Origin of the sequence: Helicobacter canadensis MIT 98-5491, assembly GCF_000162575.1 — a bacterium.
Classification (GTDB): Bacteria; Campylobacterota; Campylobacteria; order Campylobacterales; family Helicobacteraceae; genus Helicobacter_D; species Helicobacter_D canadensis.
The window spans coordinates 66,950-84,484 of record NZ_CM000776.2 but is presented as its reverse complement, the minus strand read 5'-3'; the positions used below and the strand labels follow the sequence as shown (position 1 = coordinate 84,484).

Annotated in this window: 19 protein-coding genes and 1 pseudogene; 16 read left to right on the top strand and 4 right to left on the bottom strand. The window is 34.9% G+C overall.

All coding sequences use genetic code 11. The annotated features are described in order from the left end of the window. Nucleotides 1-107: 107 nt before the first annotated feature. The 9 genes from hisA (at nucleotide 108) to HCAN_RS00435 (ending at nucleotide 8,618) form a co-directional block, all read left to right on the top strand. A complete protein-coding gene (gene hisA / locus HCAN_RS00475; protein ID WP_006656076.1) occupies nucleotides 108-815 on the top strand; it encodes a 1-(5-phosphoribosyl)-5-[(5-phosphoribosylamino)methylideneamino]imidazole-4-carboxamide isomerase in 708 nt (235 codons plus the stop codon). Nucleotides 816-926: 111 nt separating this feature from the next. After that, nucleotides 927-1,301, top strand: a complete 375-nt coding sequence (locus tag HCAN_RS00470; RefSeq protein WP_006656077.1) for a chemotaxis response regulator CheY — start codon at nucleotides 927-929, stop codon at nucleotides 1,299-1,301. A 2-nt stretch (nucleotides 1,302-1,303) separates the two neighbouring features. Beyond that, entirely contained in the window at nucleotides 1,304-2,131 is an 828-nt protein-coding gene (gene prmA, locus HCAN_RS00465) for a 50S ribosomal protein L11 methyltransferase (protein ID WP_006656078.1), read from the top strand. Nucleotides 2,132-2,139: 8 nt separating this feature from the next. Next, a complete protein-coding gene (ftsH, locus tag HCAN_RS00460) occupies nucleotides 2,140-4,071 on the top strand; it encodes an ATP-dependent zinc metalloprotease FtsH (protein ID WP_006656079.1) in 1,932 nt (643 codons plus the stop codon). A gap of 8 nt (nucleotides 4,072-4,079) precedes the next feature. Beyond that, a complete protein-coding gene (locus HCAN_RS00455; protein WP_006656080.1) occupies nucleotides 4,080-4,685 on the top strand; it encodes a phosphatidylserine decarboxylase in 606 nt (201 codons plus the stop codon). After that, entirely contained in the window at nucleotides 4,685-5,416 is a 732-nt protein-coding gene (gene pssA / locus HCAN_RS00450; RefSeq protein ID WP_006656081.1) for a CDP-diacylglycerol--serine O-phosphatidyltransferase, read from the top strand. Before HCAN_RS00455 ends, pssA begins: the two co-directional genes overlap by 1 nt. A gap of 127 nt (nucleotides 5,417-5,543) precedes the next feature. Beyond that, nucleotides 5,544-7,067, top strand: coding sequence for a 2-isopropylmalate synthase (locus HCAN_RS00445; RefSeq protein ID WP_006656675.1), 1,524 nt, complete (start codon nucleotides 5,544-5,546; stop codon nucleotides 7,065-7,067). A 76-nt stretch (nucleotides 7,068-7,143) separates the two neighbouring features. After that, the gene (gene msrP, locus HCAN_RS00440) at nucleotides 7,144-8,076 is read left to right on the top strand and encodes a protein-methionine-sulfoxide reductase catalytic subunit MsrP (protein ID WP_006656674.1); all 933 of its coding nucleotides are present in this window, start codon (nucleotides 7,144-7,146) and stop codon (nucleotides 8,074-8,076) included. After that, complete coding sequence (locus HCAN_RS00435) at nucleotides 8,076-8,618, top strand: cytochrome b family protein (RefSeq protein WP_006656673.1); 543 nt, start codon at nucleotides 8,076-8,078, stop codon at nucleotides 8,616-8,618. Before msrP ends, HCAN_RS00435 begins: the two co-directional genes overlap by 1 nt. A gap of 18 nt (nucleotides 8,619-8,636) precedes the next feature. On the opposite strand, the gene HCAN_RS00430 is transcribed toward HCAN_RS00435, so the two are convergent. Then, nucleotides 8,637-10,550, bottom strand: a complete 1,914-nt coding sequence (locus HCAN_RS00430) for an NERD domain-containing protein (protein WP_006656672.1) — start codon at nucleotides 10,548-10,550, stop codon at nucleotides 8,637-8,639. A 153-nt stretch (nucleotides 10,551-10,703) separates the two neighbouring features. Between HCAN_RS00430 and secG the strand changes: the two genes are divergently transcribed. The 6 genes from secG (at nucleotide 10,704) to HCAN_RS00400 (ending at nucleotide 14,015) form a co-directional block, all read left to right on the top strand. Next, the gene (secG, locus tag HCAN_RS00425) at nucleotides 10,704-11,051 is read left to right on the top strand and encodes a preprotein translocase subunit SecG (protein WP_006656086.1); all 348 of its coding nucleotides are present in this window, start codon (nucleotides 10,704-10,706) and stop codon (nucleotides 11,049-11,051) included. Next, complete coding sequence (gene frr, locus HCAN_RS00420) at nucleotides 11,052-11,612, top strand: ribosome recycling factor (RefSeq protein ID WP_006656671.1); 561 nt, start codon at nucleotides 11,052-11,054, stop codon at nucleotides 11,610-11,612. Between the two features lie 12 nt (nucleotides 11,613-11,624). Beyond that, the gene (gene pyrE, locus HCAN_RS00415) at nucleotides 11,625-12,236 is read left to right on the top strand and encodes an orotate phosphoribosyltransferase (RefSeq protein WP_006656088.1); all 612 of its coding nucleotides are present in this window, start codon (nucleotides 11,625-11,627) and stop codon (nucleotides 12,234-12,236) included. 15 nt (nucleotides 12,237-12,251) lie between these two features. After that, nucleotides 12,252-12,722 carry an RDD family protein gene (locus HCAN_RS00410; RefSeq protein ID WP_006656089.1) on the top strand — a complete coding sequence of 157 codons (471 nt, stop codon included), beginning with the start codon at nucleotides 12,252-12,254 and terminating at the stop codon, nucleotides 12,720-12,722. 62 nt (nucleotides 12,723-12,784) lie between these two features. Continuing rightward, nucleotides 12,785-13,465: a F0F1 ATP synthase subunit A gene (locus HCAN_RS00405; RefSeq protein WP_006656090.1), complete on the top strand. Its 681-nt coding sequence runs from the start codon at nucleotides 12,785-12,787 to the stop codon at nucleotides 13,463-13,465. Continuing rightward, nucleotides 13,449-14,015: a thiamine phosphate synthase gene (locus HCAN_RS00400; RefSeq protein ID WP_006656091.1), complete on the top strand. Its 567-nt coding sequence runs from the start codon at nucleotides 13,449-13,451 to the stop codon at nucleotides 14,013-14,015. The genes HCAN_RS00405 and HCAN_RS00400 overlap by 17 nt, the downstream gene beginning before the upstream one ends. On the opposite strand, the gene leuB is transcribed toward HCAN_RS00400, so the two are convergent. From leuB to HCAN_RS00385, 3 genes are read right to left on the bottom strand one after another with little or no spacing between them, the layout of a single operon-like run. After that, nucleotides 14,012-15,100: a 3-isopropylmalate dehydrogenase gene (gene leuB, locus HCAN_RS00395; RefSeq protein ID WP_006656092.1), complete on the bottom strand. Its 1,089-nt coding sequence runs from the start codon at nucleotides 15,098-15,100 to the stop codon at nucleotides 14,012-14,014. The genes HCAN_RS00400 and leuB overlap by 4 nt on opposite strands. Beyond that, entirely contained in the window at nucleotides 15,075-15,560 is a 486-nt protein-coding gene (locus HCAN_RS00390; protein ID WP_006656093.1) for a 3-isopropylmalate dehydratase small subunit, read from the bottom strand. The genes leuB and HCAN_RS00390 overlap by 26 nt, the downstream gene beginning before the upstream one ends. Nucleotides 15,561-15,569: 9 nt before the next feature. Beyond that, entirely contained in the window at nucleotides 15,570-15,788 is a 219-nt protein-coding gene (locus HCAN_RS00385) for a hypothetical protein (RefSeq protein ID WP_006656094.1), read from the bottom strand. A 237-nt stretch (nucleotides 15,789-16,025) separates the two neighbouring features. Between HCAN_RS00385 and HCAN_RS00380 the strand changes: the two are divergent. Then, nucleotides 16,026-17,535 (top strand): annotated as a pseudogene (locus HCAN_RS00380) (hypothetical protein); the annotation flags it as partial.

Genomic DNA, 17,535 nt, shown 5'->3' with positions numbered 1-17,535 from the left:
AATATAAATTAAAAAGAATCTTTTTTTGAAATTGACAAAAAAAACATAAAAGTATATACTTAAAGCTTTCAAGAATATAAAGCGTGTTGTTTTTTTAAGGATAGAAAATGCAAATTATTCCGGCAATTGACTTAAAAGATGGCTGTGCTGTAAGGCTCATACAAGGCAAAATGGAAAGTGCCAAAATTTATTATAAAAACCCTTTGGAAGTCGCAAAGATTTTTGAAGAAATGGGTGCAGAATATTTACACATTGTTGATTTAGATGGAGCCTTTTGTGGCAAACCACAAAACAAAGCAGTGATTGAAAATATCGCCCAAAATTCCACACTCAAAATTGAAATTGGAGGTGGAATCCGCAATGAAGAAACCATAAAAGAATATTTAAATCTTGGTGCAAATCGTATTATACTAGGCTCTATTGCCCTAAAAGATCCAAATTTTGCTAAACAAATGGCACAAAAATATCCTATTGTCATTGGAATTGATGCTAAAGATGGAAAAGTTGCCACAGAGGGCTGGGATAAAGTAGGAAGAGTCCTTGCAAGTGAATTTGCAAAAGAATTTCAAAATAGCCCTATAGAAGCAATCATTTGCACGGATATTAGCAATGATGGAATGCTCAATGGAATCAATATTGATTTTACCAAAGAAATTGCTCAAAGTAGCGGTAAATTTACTCTTGCAAGCGGTGGATTGTCGTGTTTAGAGGATTTAGAGAAACTCTATCTTTCTAAAATTGATGGAGTCATTGTAGGTAAAGCTTTCTATGAAAAAAAGCTTGACTTAAAAGAAGCCTTTAAAAAATTTAAATAACAAAAATCCTATGAGATAAAAAAATTTAATTGTAGCTTATGGTAAATTTTGCTATGATATTACAATTTTTCAATTAAAATTTTAGCTTTAGCTAGCAATAAGGAGTTCGCTTTGAAGATGGTTGTTGTTGATGATAGTTCTACGATGAGGAGAATCATAAAAAACACACTTGCAAGATTAGGTTATAATGACATTTTAGAAGGAGAAAATGGCGTTGAAGGTTGGGATCAAATGAATGCCAATCCGGATGTAAAAGTCTTAATCACAGATTGGAATATGCCTGAAATGAATGGTTTAGACTTAGTTAAAAAAGTTCGTGCTGATGAAAGATTTAAAGATATTCCTATCATTATGGTTACCACAGAAGGAGGAAAGGCAGAAGTAATTACTGCTCTCAAGGCTGGCGTTAATAACTATATAGTCAAGCCATTTACCCCACAAGTCTTAAAAGAAAAATTAGAAGTTGTATTAGGTGTAAATGATTAACAATGGAATCTTATAATTGCCTCAATATCAAAGTTGATAAATTTTTATGGCTTTTTGAAAATAAGGCACTAGAAATCACCAAGGAAGCGATTGAAGAAATTGAAAATGGTTTTATCATTCGAACCTATCAAGATACCAATGCAATTCAAAAGCAATTAGAGGCTTATAGCAAAGAACTTGAAAATCTTATGCAAGAAAAAATCCATCTAGAATTTGAATCAAATATTTTAAATAATGAAGATTGGATTGCCAAATACCGCGATTCCATACAACCCATTGAATGCGGAAAATATTATATTTATCCCCCTTGGTTTTCCCCCAAAACCGACAAAATTAATCTCATCATCGAGCCAGCATTAGCCTTTGGTAGTGGGCATCATGGTAGCACTTTTGGCTGTCTAGAAGCGCTCAATAATCTCTCTTTAGCAAACAAAACACTTTTGGATGTGGGTTGTGGAAGTGGGATTTTATCTATCGCCGCTAAAAAGAGTGGCGCAGAAGTTTGGTGTTGTGATACTGATGAAATAGCCGTTAATGCTACCAAAGAAAATGCCCAAAAAAATAATCTTAACTTAGATAAAGTTTTTTTAGGATCTATTGATAAAATAACTGACAAAAAAGATTATTTTGATGTGGTAATTGCTAATATTCTCGCAGATATTATTGTAGCATTACCCTTAGATTCTTATGTTAAGAAAGGTGGGATATTAATCTTATCAGGGATTTTAGAAAAATACACAAAAAAAGTTCTTGATAAGTTTAAAAACTTAGAATTACTTACCCAAAATAATCATCAAGAATGGGTAACTTTAACTTTTAAAAAAATATAAGGATAATAATGCAAAGACAAGACAATAACCAAAATCAACCACAAGATAAAAAACCTAATAATTTTTTCAATCAGAATCCTCTTTTAATGTTTGTTATTTTTGCAATCATTGCGATTGTTATTTTTCGCTTTATGTCCCCAAATGGCGAAGTAAGCAAATTAAGCGGTGCAAACACAACCAAAACCATTAACTACTATGAATTAAAAAAACTCATTGAAAACAAACAAGTAGATTTTGTTGCTATTGGACAAACTAATATCAAAGCTACTGCAAACAATGAAAATGGAAAAATTGTCTATAATGCTCAAAGAGTAAGCCCAGATAACACACTAATTCCTTTGCTAGATGAAAAAGGTGTAGAATACACTGGCTATAGCGAAAGCAATTGGCTTAGTGATATGCTCTTTGGTTGGGTATTGCCTATCTTTATTTTCTTTGCAATTTGGATGTTTTTGGCTAATCGTATGCAAAAAAATATGGGAAGTGGAATATTGGGATTTGGAAGTTCAAGAAAACTTGTCAATTCAGAAAAGCCCAATGTTAAATTTGATGATATGGCAGGTAATGCAGAAGCTAAAGATGAGGTAGTAGAGATTGTAGATTTTCTAAAAAATCCCGAGCGTTACGCAGCATTAGGTGCTAAAATACCTAAAGGTGTATTATTAGTAGGACCTCCAGGGACGGGTAAAACACTCCTTGCAAAAGCTGTAGCAGGTGAAGCCAATGTCCCATTTTTTTCTGTTAGCGGAAGTAGCTTTATTGAAATGTTTGTAGGTGTTGGGGCAAGCAGAGTAAGAGATTTATTTGAAAATGCCAAAAAGGAAGCACCGAGTATTATTTTTATTGATGAAATTGATGCAATTGGTAAAAGTCGTGCCAATGGAATGGTGGGTGGCGGCAATGATGAACGCGAACAAACACTCAATCAACTTTTAGCCGAAATGGATGGTTTTAATTCTGATTCTTCTCCTGTTATCGTGCTTGCAGCAACTAACCGCCCAGAAGTTTTAGATCCTGCTCTCTTGCGTCCAGGTAGATTTGATAGACAAGTTTTGGTGGATAAACCTGACTTTGAAGGTAGAGTGGAAATTTTAAAAGTGCATATCAAAAATATCAAATTAGCTCGCAATGTTGATTTATTTGAAGTTTCAAAGCTAACAGCCGGACTTGCAGGTGCCGATTTAGCTAATATTGTTAATGAAGCCGCACTCCTTGCTGGAAGAAATGATAAAAAAGGAGTCGAACAAAGTGATTTTTTAGAGGCTGTTGAGAGAAGTATCGCGGGATTGGAGAAAAAATCTCGCAGAATCTCTCCAAAAGAGAAAAAAATTGTTGCTTACCACGAAAGTGGGCACGCACTTATAGCTGAAATCACTAAAGGAGCCAAAAAAGTAACCAAGGTTTCTATTATTCCACGCGGTTTAGCAGCACTTGGATACACACTCAATACACCCGAAGAAAACAAATATCTTATGCAAAAGCACGAATTGTTAGCCGAAGTTGATGTTTTGCTTGGTGGAAGAGCAGCTGAAGCAGTATTTTTAGGCGAAATTTCCACAGGGGCTAGCAATGACTTAGAAAGAGCCACCGACATTATTAAAGCTATGGTAAGCTACTATGGAATGACCGATGTTGCTGGACTTATGGTGCTAGAGAAACAACGCAATGTTTTCTTAAATGGTGGATTAGGTAGCACAAGGGAATATAGTGAAGAAATGGCACAAAAAATGGATTCTTATATCAAAACCCTTCTTAATGAGCGTTTTGAAGCTGTCAAAGAATCGCTAGAAACCTACAAAGAGGCGATTGAAAATATCGTCAAAGAACTCTTTGAAAAAGAAAATATTGATGGAGAGAAAGTGCGAGAAATCATTGCAGAATACGAAAAAGCTCACAATTTAGAAAGCAGAATCGTTAAAGAAGAAAAAGAGGAAGCCTAAAAGGAGTAATGTTGAAAACCACAACACAAATTATCGCAAAAGAAGGTTGGAAGCCTATTATCATCACTTTAATTGTGTTATTTTTTTGTTGGTTATTAAGTTGGAAATTCATTGGCTTCTTGGCTTTTGTATTCTTGCTTTCTCTTCTTTATTTCTACTATAATCCTGAAAGAATCGCACAAGATATTTCACAAGATGTCATTTTAGCGCCCATTGATGGAATCATTACACACATAGAAAATCAAGAAGACAGCCTATTAATAACAATCAAAAAGCCTATTTGTTTTTGTGGGATGATACGGATGCCTTTAAATGGGATGGCAAAAAAACTCTATCATATCTCTGGTTTAGCCAATGCTCAAGAATCAACGGGCGAGAGAGTGTGTTTAGAGTTTATGGGTTCTAAAACTTGTATTTCACTTATTTTATATCCCAAAATTTGCCTTCGCAATCTTTTTATCTATTTTTGTGATTCCAAATTTAGAGAAGGAGAACGAATTGGCTTTTTCTTAAAAGGGATGGCTAAATTGCAATTACCCAAAAATGTAGAAGTAAAGGTCTCCATAGGCGATAAAATATTAGCAGGTTCTAGCATAATGGGGTATATCCGCTAATGAAAATTGATCCTTTGTATATTTTGCCAAATTTTTTCACAGGAGCAAGTATCTATCTTGGAATCTTAAGTATTTCCTATGCGACAATGGGAAGATTCCAACTAGCTTGTTGGCTTGTGCTATTAAGTTTAATCTTTGATGGACTTGATGGGCGTGTAGCAAGATTAACAGGCACTACAAGCAAATTTGGTGTAGAGTTTGATTCATTAGCAGATATTGTAGCTTTTGGCGTAGCACCCGCTATGATTTTATTTACCTATGTTGGATATATGTATGGGAAACTTGGAATCATTGTCTCTGGGCTTTATGTTGTATTTGGAGCTATTAGACTTGCACGATTTAATGTCACAACTAATCAAAATGAACCCAATGTCTTTATAGGATTGCCTATTCCTGCTGCAGCAGTTTTTGTCATAAGTTGGCTATTGCTTGAAATGGGTTACTTTCAAAAATATTTTGAAAATCCAAAGATGATCTCACCATTTTTATTGATAGGAAGTTTGATAGTAGCTTTGTTAATGGTGAGCAACATTCGCTATCCTAGCTTTAAGAAATTAAATTTTGAAAAAATAAGCTTTAGTAAAATCATTGTCCTTTTAATGATCATTTTAGCAATTCTTTTTGCTTATCCAGTCTTGAGCATTACAATTCTAATCACTTGTTATGTGCTTTTTGGTCCCAGTAGAGCTTTATATTATCTCACCAAGCATTTTATAGAGAGAAGAAAATGAGAATGTCTTACACGCGGCATTACAGCAATGCATATAAAAATCTTTTAACTTTATCGCTATTGCTACCACTGGGAATCTAACATTTAACCCTCACTCAAACAATAAATATATTTTAAAGGATATAACAATGGAAATGATAAAAATTTTTGATACTACTTTAAGAGATGGTGAGCAGAGCCCTGGTGCTTCAATGAATACAGAAGAAAAAATCAAACTTGCTTTGCAGTTAGAAAAATTGGGCGTAGATATTATTGAAGCAGGTTTTGCAGCAGCTAGTCCTGGGGATTTTGAAGCGATTTCAAGAATTTCTGAAACACTCAAAGAAAGCACGATATGCTCCCTTGCAAGAGCTGTGCCAAAAGATATTGAATCAGCTGCAAAAGCACTAGAAAAAGCAAAATATAAGCGAATCCATACTTTCATTGCAACAAGCCCTATACATATGGAATATAAACTCAAAATGCAACCCAATGAAGTCATTAAGCGTGCTGTAGAAGCTGTCAAACTTGCAAGAAGCTTGTGTGAAGACATAGAGTTTAGCTGTGAAGATGCGTGTCGTAGTGATATTGGATTTTTAAAAGAAGTAGCTTTAGCGGTGATTGAAGCAGGAGCAACAACACTTAATCTCCCTGATACAGTGGGTTATCGTTTGCCCAATGAAATTGGCGAAATGATAAAAGAAATGAAAACTTGCGTTGGTGATCGTGCGATTTTATCAGTGCATTGCCATAATGACTTGGGCTTAGCAGTCTCTAACTCTATTGCAGGAATACAAAATGGTGCAAGGCAACTTGAATGCACAATCAATGGACTTGGGGAACGCGCAGGAAACACAGCCTTAGAAGAAGTGGTTATGATTCTAAAAACACGCAAAGATATTTTTGGAAATTTAGATACAAACATCAAAACCAAAGAAATTTATGCCACTAGCAAACTTGTAGCAGACATTACAGGCATTAGACCACAACCTAACAAAGCTATTGTGGGTAAAAATGCATTTGCTCACGAAAGTGGAATCCACCAAGATGGTATGCTAAAGCACCCAGAAACTTATGAGATTATGAAATCTAGCGATATTGGGATTCCACAAGAAAATGGATTGGTGCTTGGCAAACATAGTGGTAGAGCAGCTTTTAAAGATAAATTGGTAAGTTTAGGATTTGATGGAATTTCACAAGAAGAGCTTGATAGTGCCTTTGAAAAATTCAAGATTCTTTGCGATAAGAAAAAAGAAGTTTATGATGAGGATATTCGTTCCATTCTAACTGATCAAACCAGCAAGATTCCACAAATTTTTGAATTAATTAGTTTGCAAATTAGTAGCGATTCTAATGGTGTGCCTTATGCAGCAATCTCTATCCAAAAAGATGGCACCAATCGTATTGATGCAGCCATTGGAAATGGTAGCGTGGATGCTATTTTAAAAACAATTGATAGAATTAGTGGCTATAATGGTGTTTTAAAAGATTATAAAGTAGAAGCAGTGAGTGAAGGTAAAGATGCTTTAGCAAAAGTTGTTGTTAAAGCAGAGTTTGAGCCAAACAAACCCGCATTTATTGGACATGGTTTGCATTTAGATACCTTACAAGCAACAGCTAGGGCATACATTGGTGCATTAAATAGTTATCTCTCGATGCAAAAACTAATGTAAAAGTAAATCTATGCCATTTTTGCTATTTAGATTCTAAATGATAAAATTTTAAAAAGTTTTAACCGGAGCAAACACAATGGAAATTACACCCGAAAAGCTTTTTAATGCTAGAAGGAAATTTTTAAAGCTAGGAGCTGGAAGTCTAGTGAGTGCCTTATTGGCTGATAATCTCTTAGCAGCAGTGCTAAAGGAGCAAGGATTAGACTTCAAAGAAATGAGTGCAGAAGAAGCATACACTCTAAATGGTGAGCATTTAGAACTCACCAAAGAAGAAATTGCAACTAGTTATAATAATTTTTATGAGTTTGGATTCTCCAAAGCAGATCCAAAAAACAAAGCACACACTTTAAAAACTTCTCCTTGGGAGATTCAAATTGAAGGAGAGATTGAAAAGCCTTTTAGCATTTCTTATACTGATTTATTAAAGCAGGTACATTTAGTTGAAAGAGTATATCGTTTTCGCTGTGTTGAAGCTTGGAGTATGGTTATCCCTTGGGTTGGCTTTGAGCTAAGAGAGCTAATAGAGCTTGCAAAACCAAATAGCAATGCTAAATATATGCGTTTTACAACGCTTTATGATCCCAAACAATTTCCTATGCAAGGTGCTATGCAATTGCTTAATTTTCCCTATAAAGAAGTTTTGCGTCTTGATGAAGCAATGCACCCCTTAACACTTCTAGCTGTTGGAATGTATAAAAAGCCTCTACCTCCACAAAATGGAGCACCTCTGCGTTTGGTTGTGCCTTGGAAATATGGATATAAATCCATTAAGAGTATCCATAAAATTGAATTTTTAAAAGAAAAACCCATCTCAACTTGGGAAGAAGAGAATCCTAGAGAATATGGATTTTATGGCAATGTAGATCCTGAAGTCTCACACCCTAGATGGTCTCAAAGCAGTGAGCGTGTCATTGGCAAAAGAGGGCAAGTTAAAACTCTCTACCTCAATGGTTATGCCAAAGAAGTGGAACATTTTTATCAAGGTTTAGATAGGACAAAACTCTATTAATGCGAATCATTATTGAATCCATCGCGCTTTTAGCCTTATTTTGCCTTGGATATTATGGAATCTTATCCATAGAAAATCAGATTCTCTATGGCATTTATTTCTCCTTTGAAGCCCTCTATCTCTATACGGGATATTTTGCCTTTGCATTGCTTTTTGTTGGGCTTTGGCTACCACATCTCTATGGTCGATTGCTTGGCTTATTAGCCTTTGTTGCGATGAGTTGGCATTTTCTCATTTTTGCTTATTTGGATTTTAACTTAGATATTCAACTAATGCTTCAAAAGATTCTTGCAGAAAATTCTTTAATTTTAGGAAGTATTGGCTTTTTAATAAGCTTATTTATCTTTTGTGCTTCTTTGGCAAATCTTTTTAGGCGCTTTAAAATGTATTTTTTAGTTTATCTAGCAATCTTACTTGCGCTTTTGCATATTCTTACTCAGCAAAAGATTCTAAGTACTCTCCATTATGTGCTACTTATTGCTACTTTGTGTGCACTTAGCCTAAAAATCTACAAACACCTAAAAGCACCAAAGGTTAGTTAGGCTTTGTTTTGCAACGCCCTATAGCGCACAAAGCCCAGCAACAACGGCAAAAATCTCACTTGCCGCCACTATAAACTCCGCACTATCTTTTGCACCAGAGAGAATGGGGCAAATCTTTGCAAGTTTGAATTTACTAGTTCCTTTAGATTCTGTGCTATCTTTTTCTTTTTGCGCTTCAACCTGCTTAGAATCTTCTTGAATAATTTTTAAGATTTCATTGACTTCATCAGAGAATCCTTTGCCGCTAAAGTCCAAATAAATATTTTCTCTAGCGCGTGTAAGAAGAACATAAGTCTTGCGATACAAAAGATCAGGCTCGTATTTTTGTGTAATATTTAAAAAATCAACAAACCCATGAACCACGACATTTTGAGCTTCAAGCCCTTTGATTCCTTGAATAGTCATAATTTTTATATCTTTTCTCCCAATAGAATCCAAGACATTTTCTAATCCTTTCACATTTTCTTTGCTAAAGGTTAAGAGAATATTGCTTTCATTACTAGGAAAATTTTTCAATAAATTTTTTAAATTATCATTTTCTTTGTAATTGAAATTTTGCGCCTTTATTTCGCCTGTTTCTAGGACGCAATTAATATCACTTGTAAAATTACTTTTCAAATAAAAAGATTTTTTATAGTATTCATTTAGCTTTTTGTCTTTATTAAGTATTTTAAAGGCACACACAGCAATATTTGATGGTGTCCTATAGACATTTTTAAGATTCTTAACGCGCCCTTGCATAGAGATTTTTTCAAATTTTGGATGATGAAAAACTTGTGCGATATTCTCCATAGAATAAGAATAGAATCTTTGTGCTTCATCAATAAAGAAAATACAATCTTTAATCTCTTCATATAAGATTCGCATAAAGCCCTCTGGCATATCTTGCGTTTCATCACACAGCATATAATCCACAGGATATCTTTTAAGATAATTTTGCAGTTTTAGCTTAAACTCTTCTAGTGCCTCATCACTTTCAAAAATTTCATATTGCTTAGAAATAGGTGTAGCTTCAATCTCTTTTGTGCTTTGCACTCTAATTCCCACTTTACTAAAATCAAAGCTAATCTCCCTTAAAAAAGCCATAATTGAAATAATTTTAATTTGTTTGGAATCATAATTTTCTCCAAAACTTGTTTTAATGGCATTTTCTAAGTTGTTATTGAAACATAAAATCAAAAAGCACTCACTGCTATCTTTTTTCAATCGCTGTGCTACAAAATTAGTCAATATAATCGTTTTGCCAGTTCCTGCAACACCGCGAATGATTCTAAAGCCATCTTTGTAGCCATTCATAATCCCTAGTTGCTTATGATCAAAAAAGACCACTTCATCTTTTGTGATTATTGGGATTATTTGATTGCTTTTGGAATCTTTGGCAGAAACAAACAAAGAGGTGATTTTAAGAAAATCTTTTTTATTGGGCACATTGATACTAGTGGATTTAAAGAAACGACCAAAAGATTCTTTGTTTTGCAAATCTTCTTTAAAAAATGTTAAGGGTTGCATATTTGCATCATAAGAGTGTCGCAAAAAGAATTCTTCTGCATCGCTTTTAGAAATGGATGGAAAGATAACACGCATCTCAACATTAATAGGAATAGGACAATCTCCAAAATTTTCTTTCAAAATAGACAAAATTAGATTTCTATATTTATTTGCCTGATCATAAGGGGAGTGTTTTTTAATCAATTCTAAAGAATCCCAGTTTTTTACTTCAACAACAAAAATCCCCAAAGTCGGATGCAACAAGAGCAAATCTATTTCAAAAATATTTTCAGCAAACCCTAATTTTGCTTTAGGAATAAGATAGTAGTTTTCCCTATCGCTTTTATCCCTTAGAAGTGAAGCAATAGAATCACACACATAACTCTCGCCCTGCTCTCCCTTAAAATATTTTGCCAAAACCTTAGAGAGATTTGAAAAAGCCATTTTAAATCCTTCATTAAAATTCAATACCATATTTTAAAAAACATATTCTATTCTACTTGAAGCAATTATGCAAGACTCTCGCTAAAGTTTTATTTTATTTAAGTATGTTTTGGGTAAAATGTGAATAATTTTTTTATTTTTAGAAGGGAAAGTATGAGTGGAATTTTATTGATTATTCAATTTGTTTTAGCGGTTATTATTACCATTATAGTGCTTTTACAAAAAAGCTCTAGCATCGGACTTGGAGCATATAGCGGAAGTAATGAAAGTCTTTTTGGTGCGAAAGGTCCAGCAGGATTCTTGGCTAAGACTACTTTTGTTCTTGGATTCTTATTTGTGGTAAATACAATCGCATTGGGCTATTTCTATACCAAAGATTCTCAAAGTTCAATTCTTGATAATGTAGAAATTCCAGCCAATCCTACACCCGCTACACCAGCAGTTCCTACTGCTCCTGTTGCACCACAATCAGACACCCAACCTAATCAACAAGGACAATAGATGAGTTTGCAAGAAATTTACAATCACACCCAAGAATCAATGAATAAAAGCATTGAATCAATGAAAAAGGAATTTAGCACTTTAAGAAGTGGAAAAGTTTCTGTAGCAATTCTAGATCATATTCGCATTAGCTATTATGACACGCCCACACCACTCAATCAAATTGGCTCTGTTATCGCACAAGATGCTAGCACGATTGTCATCACGCCTTGGGAAAAAAATTTACTTAAGGAAATAGAAAGAGCAATTCAAGAAGCCAATATTGGAGTAAATCCAAACAACGATGGCGAAACTATCAAACTCTTTTTCCCCCCAATGACAAGTGAGCAAAGAAAAGAAATCGCTAAAGAAGCTAAAAATATCGGAGAAAAAGCCAAAATTGCAATTAGAAATATCCGCAAAGATTCTAATGACAAAGTCAAAAAGCTTGAAAAAGATAAAGTTGTTAGCGAAGATGAATCCAAAAAAGGACAAGAAGAGATTCAAAAATTGACTGACAACGCGGTTAAAAAAATCGATGAACTTGTCAAGCACAAAGAAGAGGAATTGCTAAAAATCTAGCAAGGAGAAGCAATGGATATTACTCAAATTTACAAAAATTCAAACGCACTTTTAGAGGGGCATTTTTTGCTTAGTAGCGGTAAGCATTCGCCCTTTTATCTGCAGTCTGCTAAGGTTTTAGAAAATCCAAAAACCGCAGAAGAATTAGCAAAAGCACTTGCAAAAATCATTCAAGAATCGCAAATTAAAGTCGATTGTGTTTGCTCCCCTGCACTTGGCGGGATTCTCGCTGGATATGAGCTTGCAAGAGCATTGGGAGTGCGATTTATTTTTACAGAACGCGTTAATGGGGTGATGACTCTAAGACGCGGATTTGAAATCAAAAAAAATGAAAAGATTCTTGTGTGTGAAGACATTATCACCACAGGCGGTTCTGCAATGGAATGTGCCAAGGAAGTTGAAAGCCTTGGCGCTGAAGTTGTCGGCTATGCCGCCCTTGCTAATCGTGGAATCTGCAACCGCTACCAAAGTCCAAATACCTTTGATTCTAAAGAATGCAAATTAGATTCTAATCTCCCACTCTTTGCGTTAGAAGATTTTGTCTTTGAAACCTATGAGCCAAGTCAATGCCCTTTGTGCCAACAAGGTAGCAAAGCAATTAAACCCGGAAGTCGTGGCAATTAGATTCTAAGCTCCCCTATGTCAAAACGCTGGAGAAATATAAAGAAACAAAATATCTCCCCAAATATCTCTTTGTCTTTGCAAGAAGATTCTAATTACGCTACTTTTTGGGAAAGAGGCAAAGCCCAAGTGATTGACACTTTTATGATTTATTTACCCCTTTTATACTTCTTAACCTATGTTGTCATAGGAAGTGCAAAAGAGTTTCGAGAATCAAATTGGGGTCCTTTTGTTGCGGTATTAATTTATGGTTTGATTGTGGCTTTATTAATGGCATTCAAAGGTCAAACCCTCGGTAAAAAAGCCTATGATTTATGGGTAAAGCGAGAGAATAATCAACCCATTACTTTCTTTTTTGCACTTTTACGATTCTTTCTTTTTTTAGTTTCTGGAGTTACCATTATTGGCATTTTAATGCCATTGTGGAGAAAAGATAGAAGTGCCTTACACGATTTGCTACTCAAAACTAAAGTTTATAAAAAAGGTTAATTTTTTATTAAAATTATTTTTGGCATAATTATAGACTTTATAAATTCTAAGGGAGACATTTTATGAATTCAATTTTCACATTTGCGGGGCTAATTAATCATAATCACGATTTTATCATTGCGTTTCATGTGGTGCTTGTAGCTATTATCGCGGTTATTTTAGCGAAACTTGCTACTTCAAGGATGCAAGTTGTTCCAGGGACTATCCAAAATGTTTTTGAAACCTTTTTGGGTGGTGTTATCTTTATGGCAAAAGATGTCATTGGTGAAGAAAAAGCACGACAATACTTACCTTTAACTGCTACCCTAGCTTTATTTGTATTTCTAGCCAATGCAATTGGTATTATTCCAGGTTTTGAAGCACCTTCATCAAGCCTTAGCTTCACTCTTACACTTGCATTAGTTGTCTTTGTTTATTACAATTTTGAAGGGATTCGCACTTTTGGAATTGCCAAATACTTTGCACATTTTGCAGGACCAGTAAAAGCCCTTGCACCCCTAATGTTTCCTATTGAAATAATCTCCCATTGCTCAAGAATTGTTTCTCTTTCTTTCCGTCTTTTTGGAAATATCAAAGGAGATGATATGTTCTTACTTGTTATGCTTATGTTGGCTCCTTGGGTTGCACCATTACCTGCTTTCTTGATTTTGACTTTTATGGCATTTTTACAAGCTTTTATTTTTATGATTCTAACCTATGTCTTTTTAGCCGGTGCAGTTTTAGCAAGTGAGGAAGCACATTAAAGCTTACCTCATCACCGATCCTAATCTCTATCCAAATTCTCCCTTAAAATTTTATGATTTCTATAAAAATATCCTCGATTCTCAAGCTATTTCTTTTGCCTGTTATCGTGATAAAGAATCCCCAAACCCAAAACTCTTTGAAGTTTTTTTAAAACTCAATCAAAGCTATCAAATCCCAAGCCTTTTAAATTCTCACTTTGATATGGCATTGCAATATGGCTTTGATGGATTGCATTGCAATAGCAAACAGATGCATCAAATTAGTAATGCCAAACAAAAGCTTCCTTTAGTTTTTTTTAGTGCGCACAATGAGCAAGAGATAAAAGAGGCTGATTCTTATGGGGCAAATGGAATCACCATTAGCCCAATTTTCCAAACACCCAACAAAGGACAACCTCTAGGAGTTGATTTTTTAAAGAGACTTGATCTTAATTGTTACAAGGCAGAAATTTTTGCATTAGGAGGAATTATCAGTCAAAAAGAAATTTTGGAAATCTCCCAAATTCCTTTTTGTAGTTTTGCTTCTATTCGCTATTTTTTAAACAGCTAAATTTTTCCTGCAATAATACTTCCCATTTGTTCTGTAGTGCAAATTTCTTTTGCACCAAATTCTGCAATATCTTTAGTGCGATACCCTTCTTTTAATGCCAAATGAATTGCATTGTCAATAGCATCAGCAGCCTTAATCTCACCCAAAGAATATCGCAAGAGCATGCTAGCACTCGCTATTGTTGCAATTGGATTTGCAATCCCCATTCCTGCAATATCTGGCGCACTTCCGTGAATTGGTTCATAAATTGCCGCTTTTGTGCCAAGAGAAGCAGAAGGCAAAAGCCCGATAGATCCGCTTAGCATACTAGCTTCATCGCTCAAAATATCTCCAAAAAGATTCCCCGTTAAAATCACATCAAATTGCTTAGGATTGCGAATAAGCTGCATCGCTGCATTATCAACATACATATGGCTTAATTCCACACTAGGATATTCTTTTGCCACTTCACTCACCACTTCTCGCCATAATTGGCTAACATCGAGCACATTTGCCTTATCCACAGAGCAGACTTTTTTGTTTCTCTTTTGGGCAGCTTCAAAGGCAATATGAGCGATTCTTTTGACTTCATCAACGCTATAGACCATTGTATTAAATCCACGATCTTTATCGCGTCCTTTTGGAGTGCCAAAGTAGATTCCGCCAATCAATTCTCGCACTACCAAAATATCCACTCCACGCACCACTTCAGGCTTCAGAGTGCTTGCTTCAATTAGCTCATCATAAACTTTTGCAGGACGGAAGTTTGCAAATACTTCCAAGCTTTTGCGTAACCGCAATAAACCACTCTCTGGGCGTAATTCTCTAGGTAAATTATCCCACTTTTCACCACCAATTGCCCCAAAAAGCGTGGCATCTGCCTTAAGACACCCTTCAATAGTCTCATCAGGCAAAGGATTCTTTGTTAAATCATAAGCGATTCCACCCATCAAATAATCTTCAAACTCCAAGCCAAATTCAAATTTCTCTGCAACAACTTTTAAAACCTTAAGGGCTTCATTAATAATTTCAGGACCGATTCCATCTCCCTTAATAACAGCAATTTTGTAATTTTTCAATTTATTTTCCTTTTTGAGATTTTGCATAGGGAATTAATCCTCCAGCTTCTAAAAGCTCAAGCATAAAGGGCGGAATAGGAGTGAAATGATATTGTGTATTTTGAGTAATGTTTTTAATCACACCCCCTTGCAAATCAATTTCTAACACATCCCCTTCACAAATAGAATCAGTTTCTTTAATCTCTAGAATCGGAAGCCCTGTATTAAAGGCATTGCGATAAAAGATTCTCGCATAGCTCTTAGCAATCACTGCGGCAATCCCTGCTGCTTTAATTGCTACAGGTGCATGCTCCCTACTAGAACCACAGCCAAAATTCTCTCCAGCCACAATAATATCTCCCTTACCAATTAGGCTTACAAAATCCGCCCTTGCATCCTCCATTAAATGTGATGCTAAAACTTTTTCATCACTAGTGTTTAAATAACGCGCTGCGATGATTAAATCTGTATCAATATTATCTCCAAACTTCCAAGCTTTGCCTTGCATCTTTTCTCCTTAATCTTCATAAACTTCTAATTTTGTGCCATTCCAATACCAATCTTTGCTATAAAGTTTCTTTTTAAACTCGGGAGGAACTTTCAAAAAGAAAACTCTTTGTGGCTCTACATCTGCACTTAATAATGAGTGTTCAATACCTAAAATTAAATTTTCCGCACTAGCAATTTTACAATGTTCCACCAAAACTTCTTGACTATCTTGTGAAATAATTGTCATCGCTTATCCTTGTGTTTTAGCATTTTAAAAAGCCCATTATTATAGCATAGTTTCCTAAACTCTAAGCTTCTATTCTTTGGAATTCTCTCTTAAATTATTGTCATACCACTAAATTCAAATTTTCTAAAAAAGCACCAAATCACCCTTATTATCTTTAATGAAATCATATTTAAGTAAAAAATAAGGGGGGGGGGGGGGCAAAATAACAAGTTTATTTTAAATTTTTAAGGAGTAAGAATGAAATTATCTCTTATTGCATCAAGAGCAATATTGGGTTTAGGAATTTTAGGGAGTATGAGTGCATTTGGAGCAGATTACACCCTAAATAGCGCTAATGACTTTCAAACTTATTTTGAAGAAAGTAGCGAGGGCAGTGGAAAATGGGCGCTAAAAGAACAATACAAAAACGATAATCTAACTTTTAACTTTGACTCTCTATCTCTAACCAGCCCACAAGATCAAGGGGGTTTAGGGCTAAACATTAAGGATATTACATACAATGGCACTAAATTCATAATCGGTGATGGAATGGGTGAAGATGACAGCTATTTTGGAGAATCAGATGTTGAATTCCAAAGTGCAAACCATTCTTATACAATTAATGCAGATGTAGAGATTAAAACTGATGGAAACTTGCTCGCACAAAGCCCTTCTTATATCAATGGAAATGTAACTATAAGCGGAAGCGATCAAGGTGGTGGTAGCCTAGAAGTATATAAAATTTGGGGTGCAAATGGTTCTTTGAGTATTGATGGTACTCTTAATTCAAATTATGGTTATTTTACAATCGCTGATTCAAATAGAAAAGGCGGACTTTTACATGTAAGTGGCGATGTAAGCCTTATAAACTCTACTTTTAGAGTCATCGCACAAAGCCTTTCTAGTTTAGCTTTTAGTGATTATGAACTGATAAGAAGTGATAGCAAAATCACACTTAGCGGAAATAATAAAGTGAATTTACAATATTTAGTTACCTTAAAAGAACTCTTAGGCACACAAAGTATTGATGGTATTGCCACTTATGAGATTGATAGAGTAGTAAGCGAGAATCTTTATGAAGCGAGTTTGGATTTAAGCGAAGATGAAAAAAGACTATCTACGGATATTACCACCACAGAAGATGCTAGAAACCTTGCAAAGATTCTAGAAGAAGAAGTAAAAACTAGAAATGATATGCTAATAGAGCTAAATAACCAAAAAGCAAACACTATAGATGAAGCTGAAAAAGCAAGGATAGATGAAGCTATCACACTCATCACCGCACAAAAAACTGCCATTGAAAGTGCAATCCCTACAGATCAAAATGGGCAGATTAGCGGTAAAGATTTTATTGATGTAGTAGGCACAGGCATAGCACAAAGCGATAAAGCCCTAGCAGGAGAGCTAGTAGATAAACTAAATGGTATAAAAAATACAGAAATGCACGCAGCTTTACTTTTAGATGTAAATAAAAATATAGGTGGTGCAGTAACTTCCCTAAAATCTTCCGGCAACCTAAACGAAGCACAAGGTATCTTTGATAGTTTGATTAACTCTAATATTAATGCTAGTGTAGGTATAGGTGCAATCACAAATAAAAACTTCTTTAAAGATGTAAGAGAAAGTGCAAAAAGTAGCATAGATACTCTAAATAATAGTAGTTCTGTAAATGGTGCTATAAATATCTCTAATGATATGGCTCTAGGTGGAAGAATAGCTAGAATTAATAATCCCTATAGTGAAATAAAATTTGCAAATACATTAAAGA

Coding starts and splice junctions, on each gene's coding strand:
- hisA (WP_006656076.1), top strand. CDS start 108: ATGCAAATTATTCCGGCAATTGACTTAAAAGATGGCTGTGCTGTAAGG.
- prmA (WP_006656078.1), top strand. CDS start 1,304: ATGGAATCTTATAATTGCCTCAATATCAAAGTTGATAAATTTTTATGG.
- ftsH (WP_006656079.1), top strand. CDS start 2,140: ATGCAAAGACAAGACAATAACCAAAATCAACCACAAGATAAAAAACCT.
- HCAN_RS00455 (WP_006656080.1), top strand. CDS start 4,080: ATGTTGAAAACCACAACACAAATTATCGCAAAAGAAGGTTGGAAGCCT.
- pssA (WP_006656081.1), top strand. CDS start 4,685: ATGAAAATTGATCCTTTGTATATTTTGCCAAATTTTTTCACAGGAGCA.
- HCAN_RS00445 (WP_006656675.1), top strand. CDS start 5,544: ATGGAAATGATAAAAATTTTTGATACTACTTTAAGAGATGGTGAGCAG.
- msrP (WP_006656674.1), top strand. CDS start 7,144: ATGGAAATTACACCCGAAAAGCTTTTTAATGCTAGAAGGAAATTTTTA.
- HCAN_RS00435 (WP_006656673.1), top strand. CDS start 8,076: ATGCGAATCATTATTGAATCCATCGCGCTTTTAGCCTTATTTTGCCTT.
- HCAN_RS00430 (WP_006656672.1), bottom strand. CDS start 10,550: ATGGCTTTTTCAAATCTCTCTAAGGTTTTGGCAAAATATTTTAAGGGA.
- secG (WP_006656086.1), top strand. CDS start 10,704: ATGAGTGGAATTTTATTGATTATTCAATTTGTTTTAGCGGTTATTATT.
- frr (WP_006656671.1), top strand. CDS start 11,052: ATGAGTTTGCAAGAAATTTACAATCACACCCAAGAATCAATGAATAAA.
- pyrE (WP_006656088.1), top strand. CDS start 11,625: ATGGATATTACTCAAATTTACAAAAATTCAAACGCACTTTTAGAGGGG.
- HCAN_RS00410 (WP_006656089.1), top strand. CDS start 12,252: ATGTCAAAACGCTGGAGAAATATAAAGAAACAAAATATCTCCCCAAAT.
- HCAN_RS00405 (WP_006656090.1), top strand. CDS start 12,785: ATGAATTCAATTTTCACATTTGCGGGGCTAATTAATCATAATCACGAT.
- leuB (WP_006656092.1), bottom strand. CDS start 15,100: ATGCAAAATCTCAAAAAGGAAAATAAATTGAAAAATTACAAAATTGCT.
- HCAN_RS00390 (WP_006656093.1), bottom strand. CDS start 15,560: ATGCAAGGCAAAGCTTGGAAGTTTGGAGATAATATTGATACAGATTTA.
- HCAN_RS00385 (WP_006656094.1), bottom strand. CDS start 15,788: ATGACAATTATTTCACAAGATAGTCAAGAAGTTTTGGTGGAACATTGT.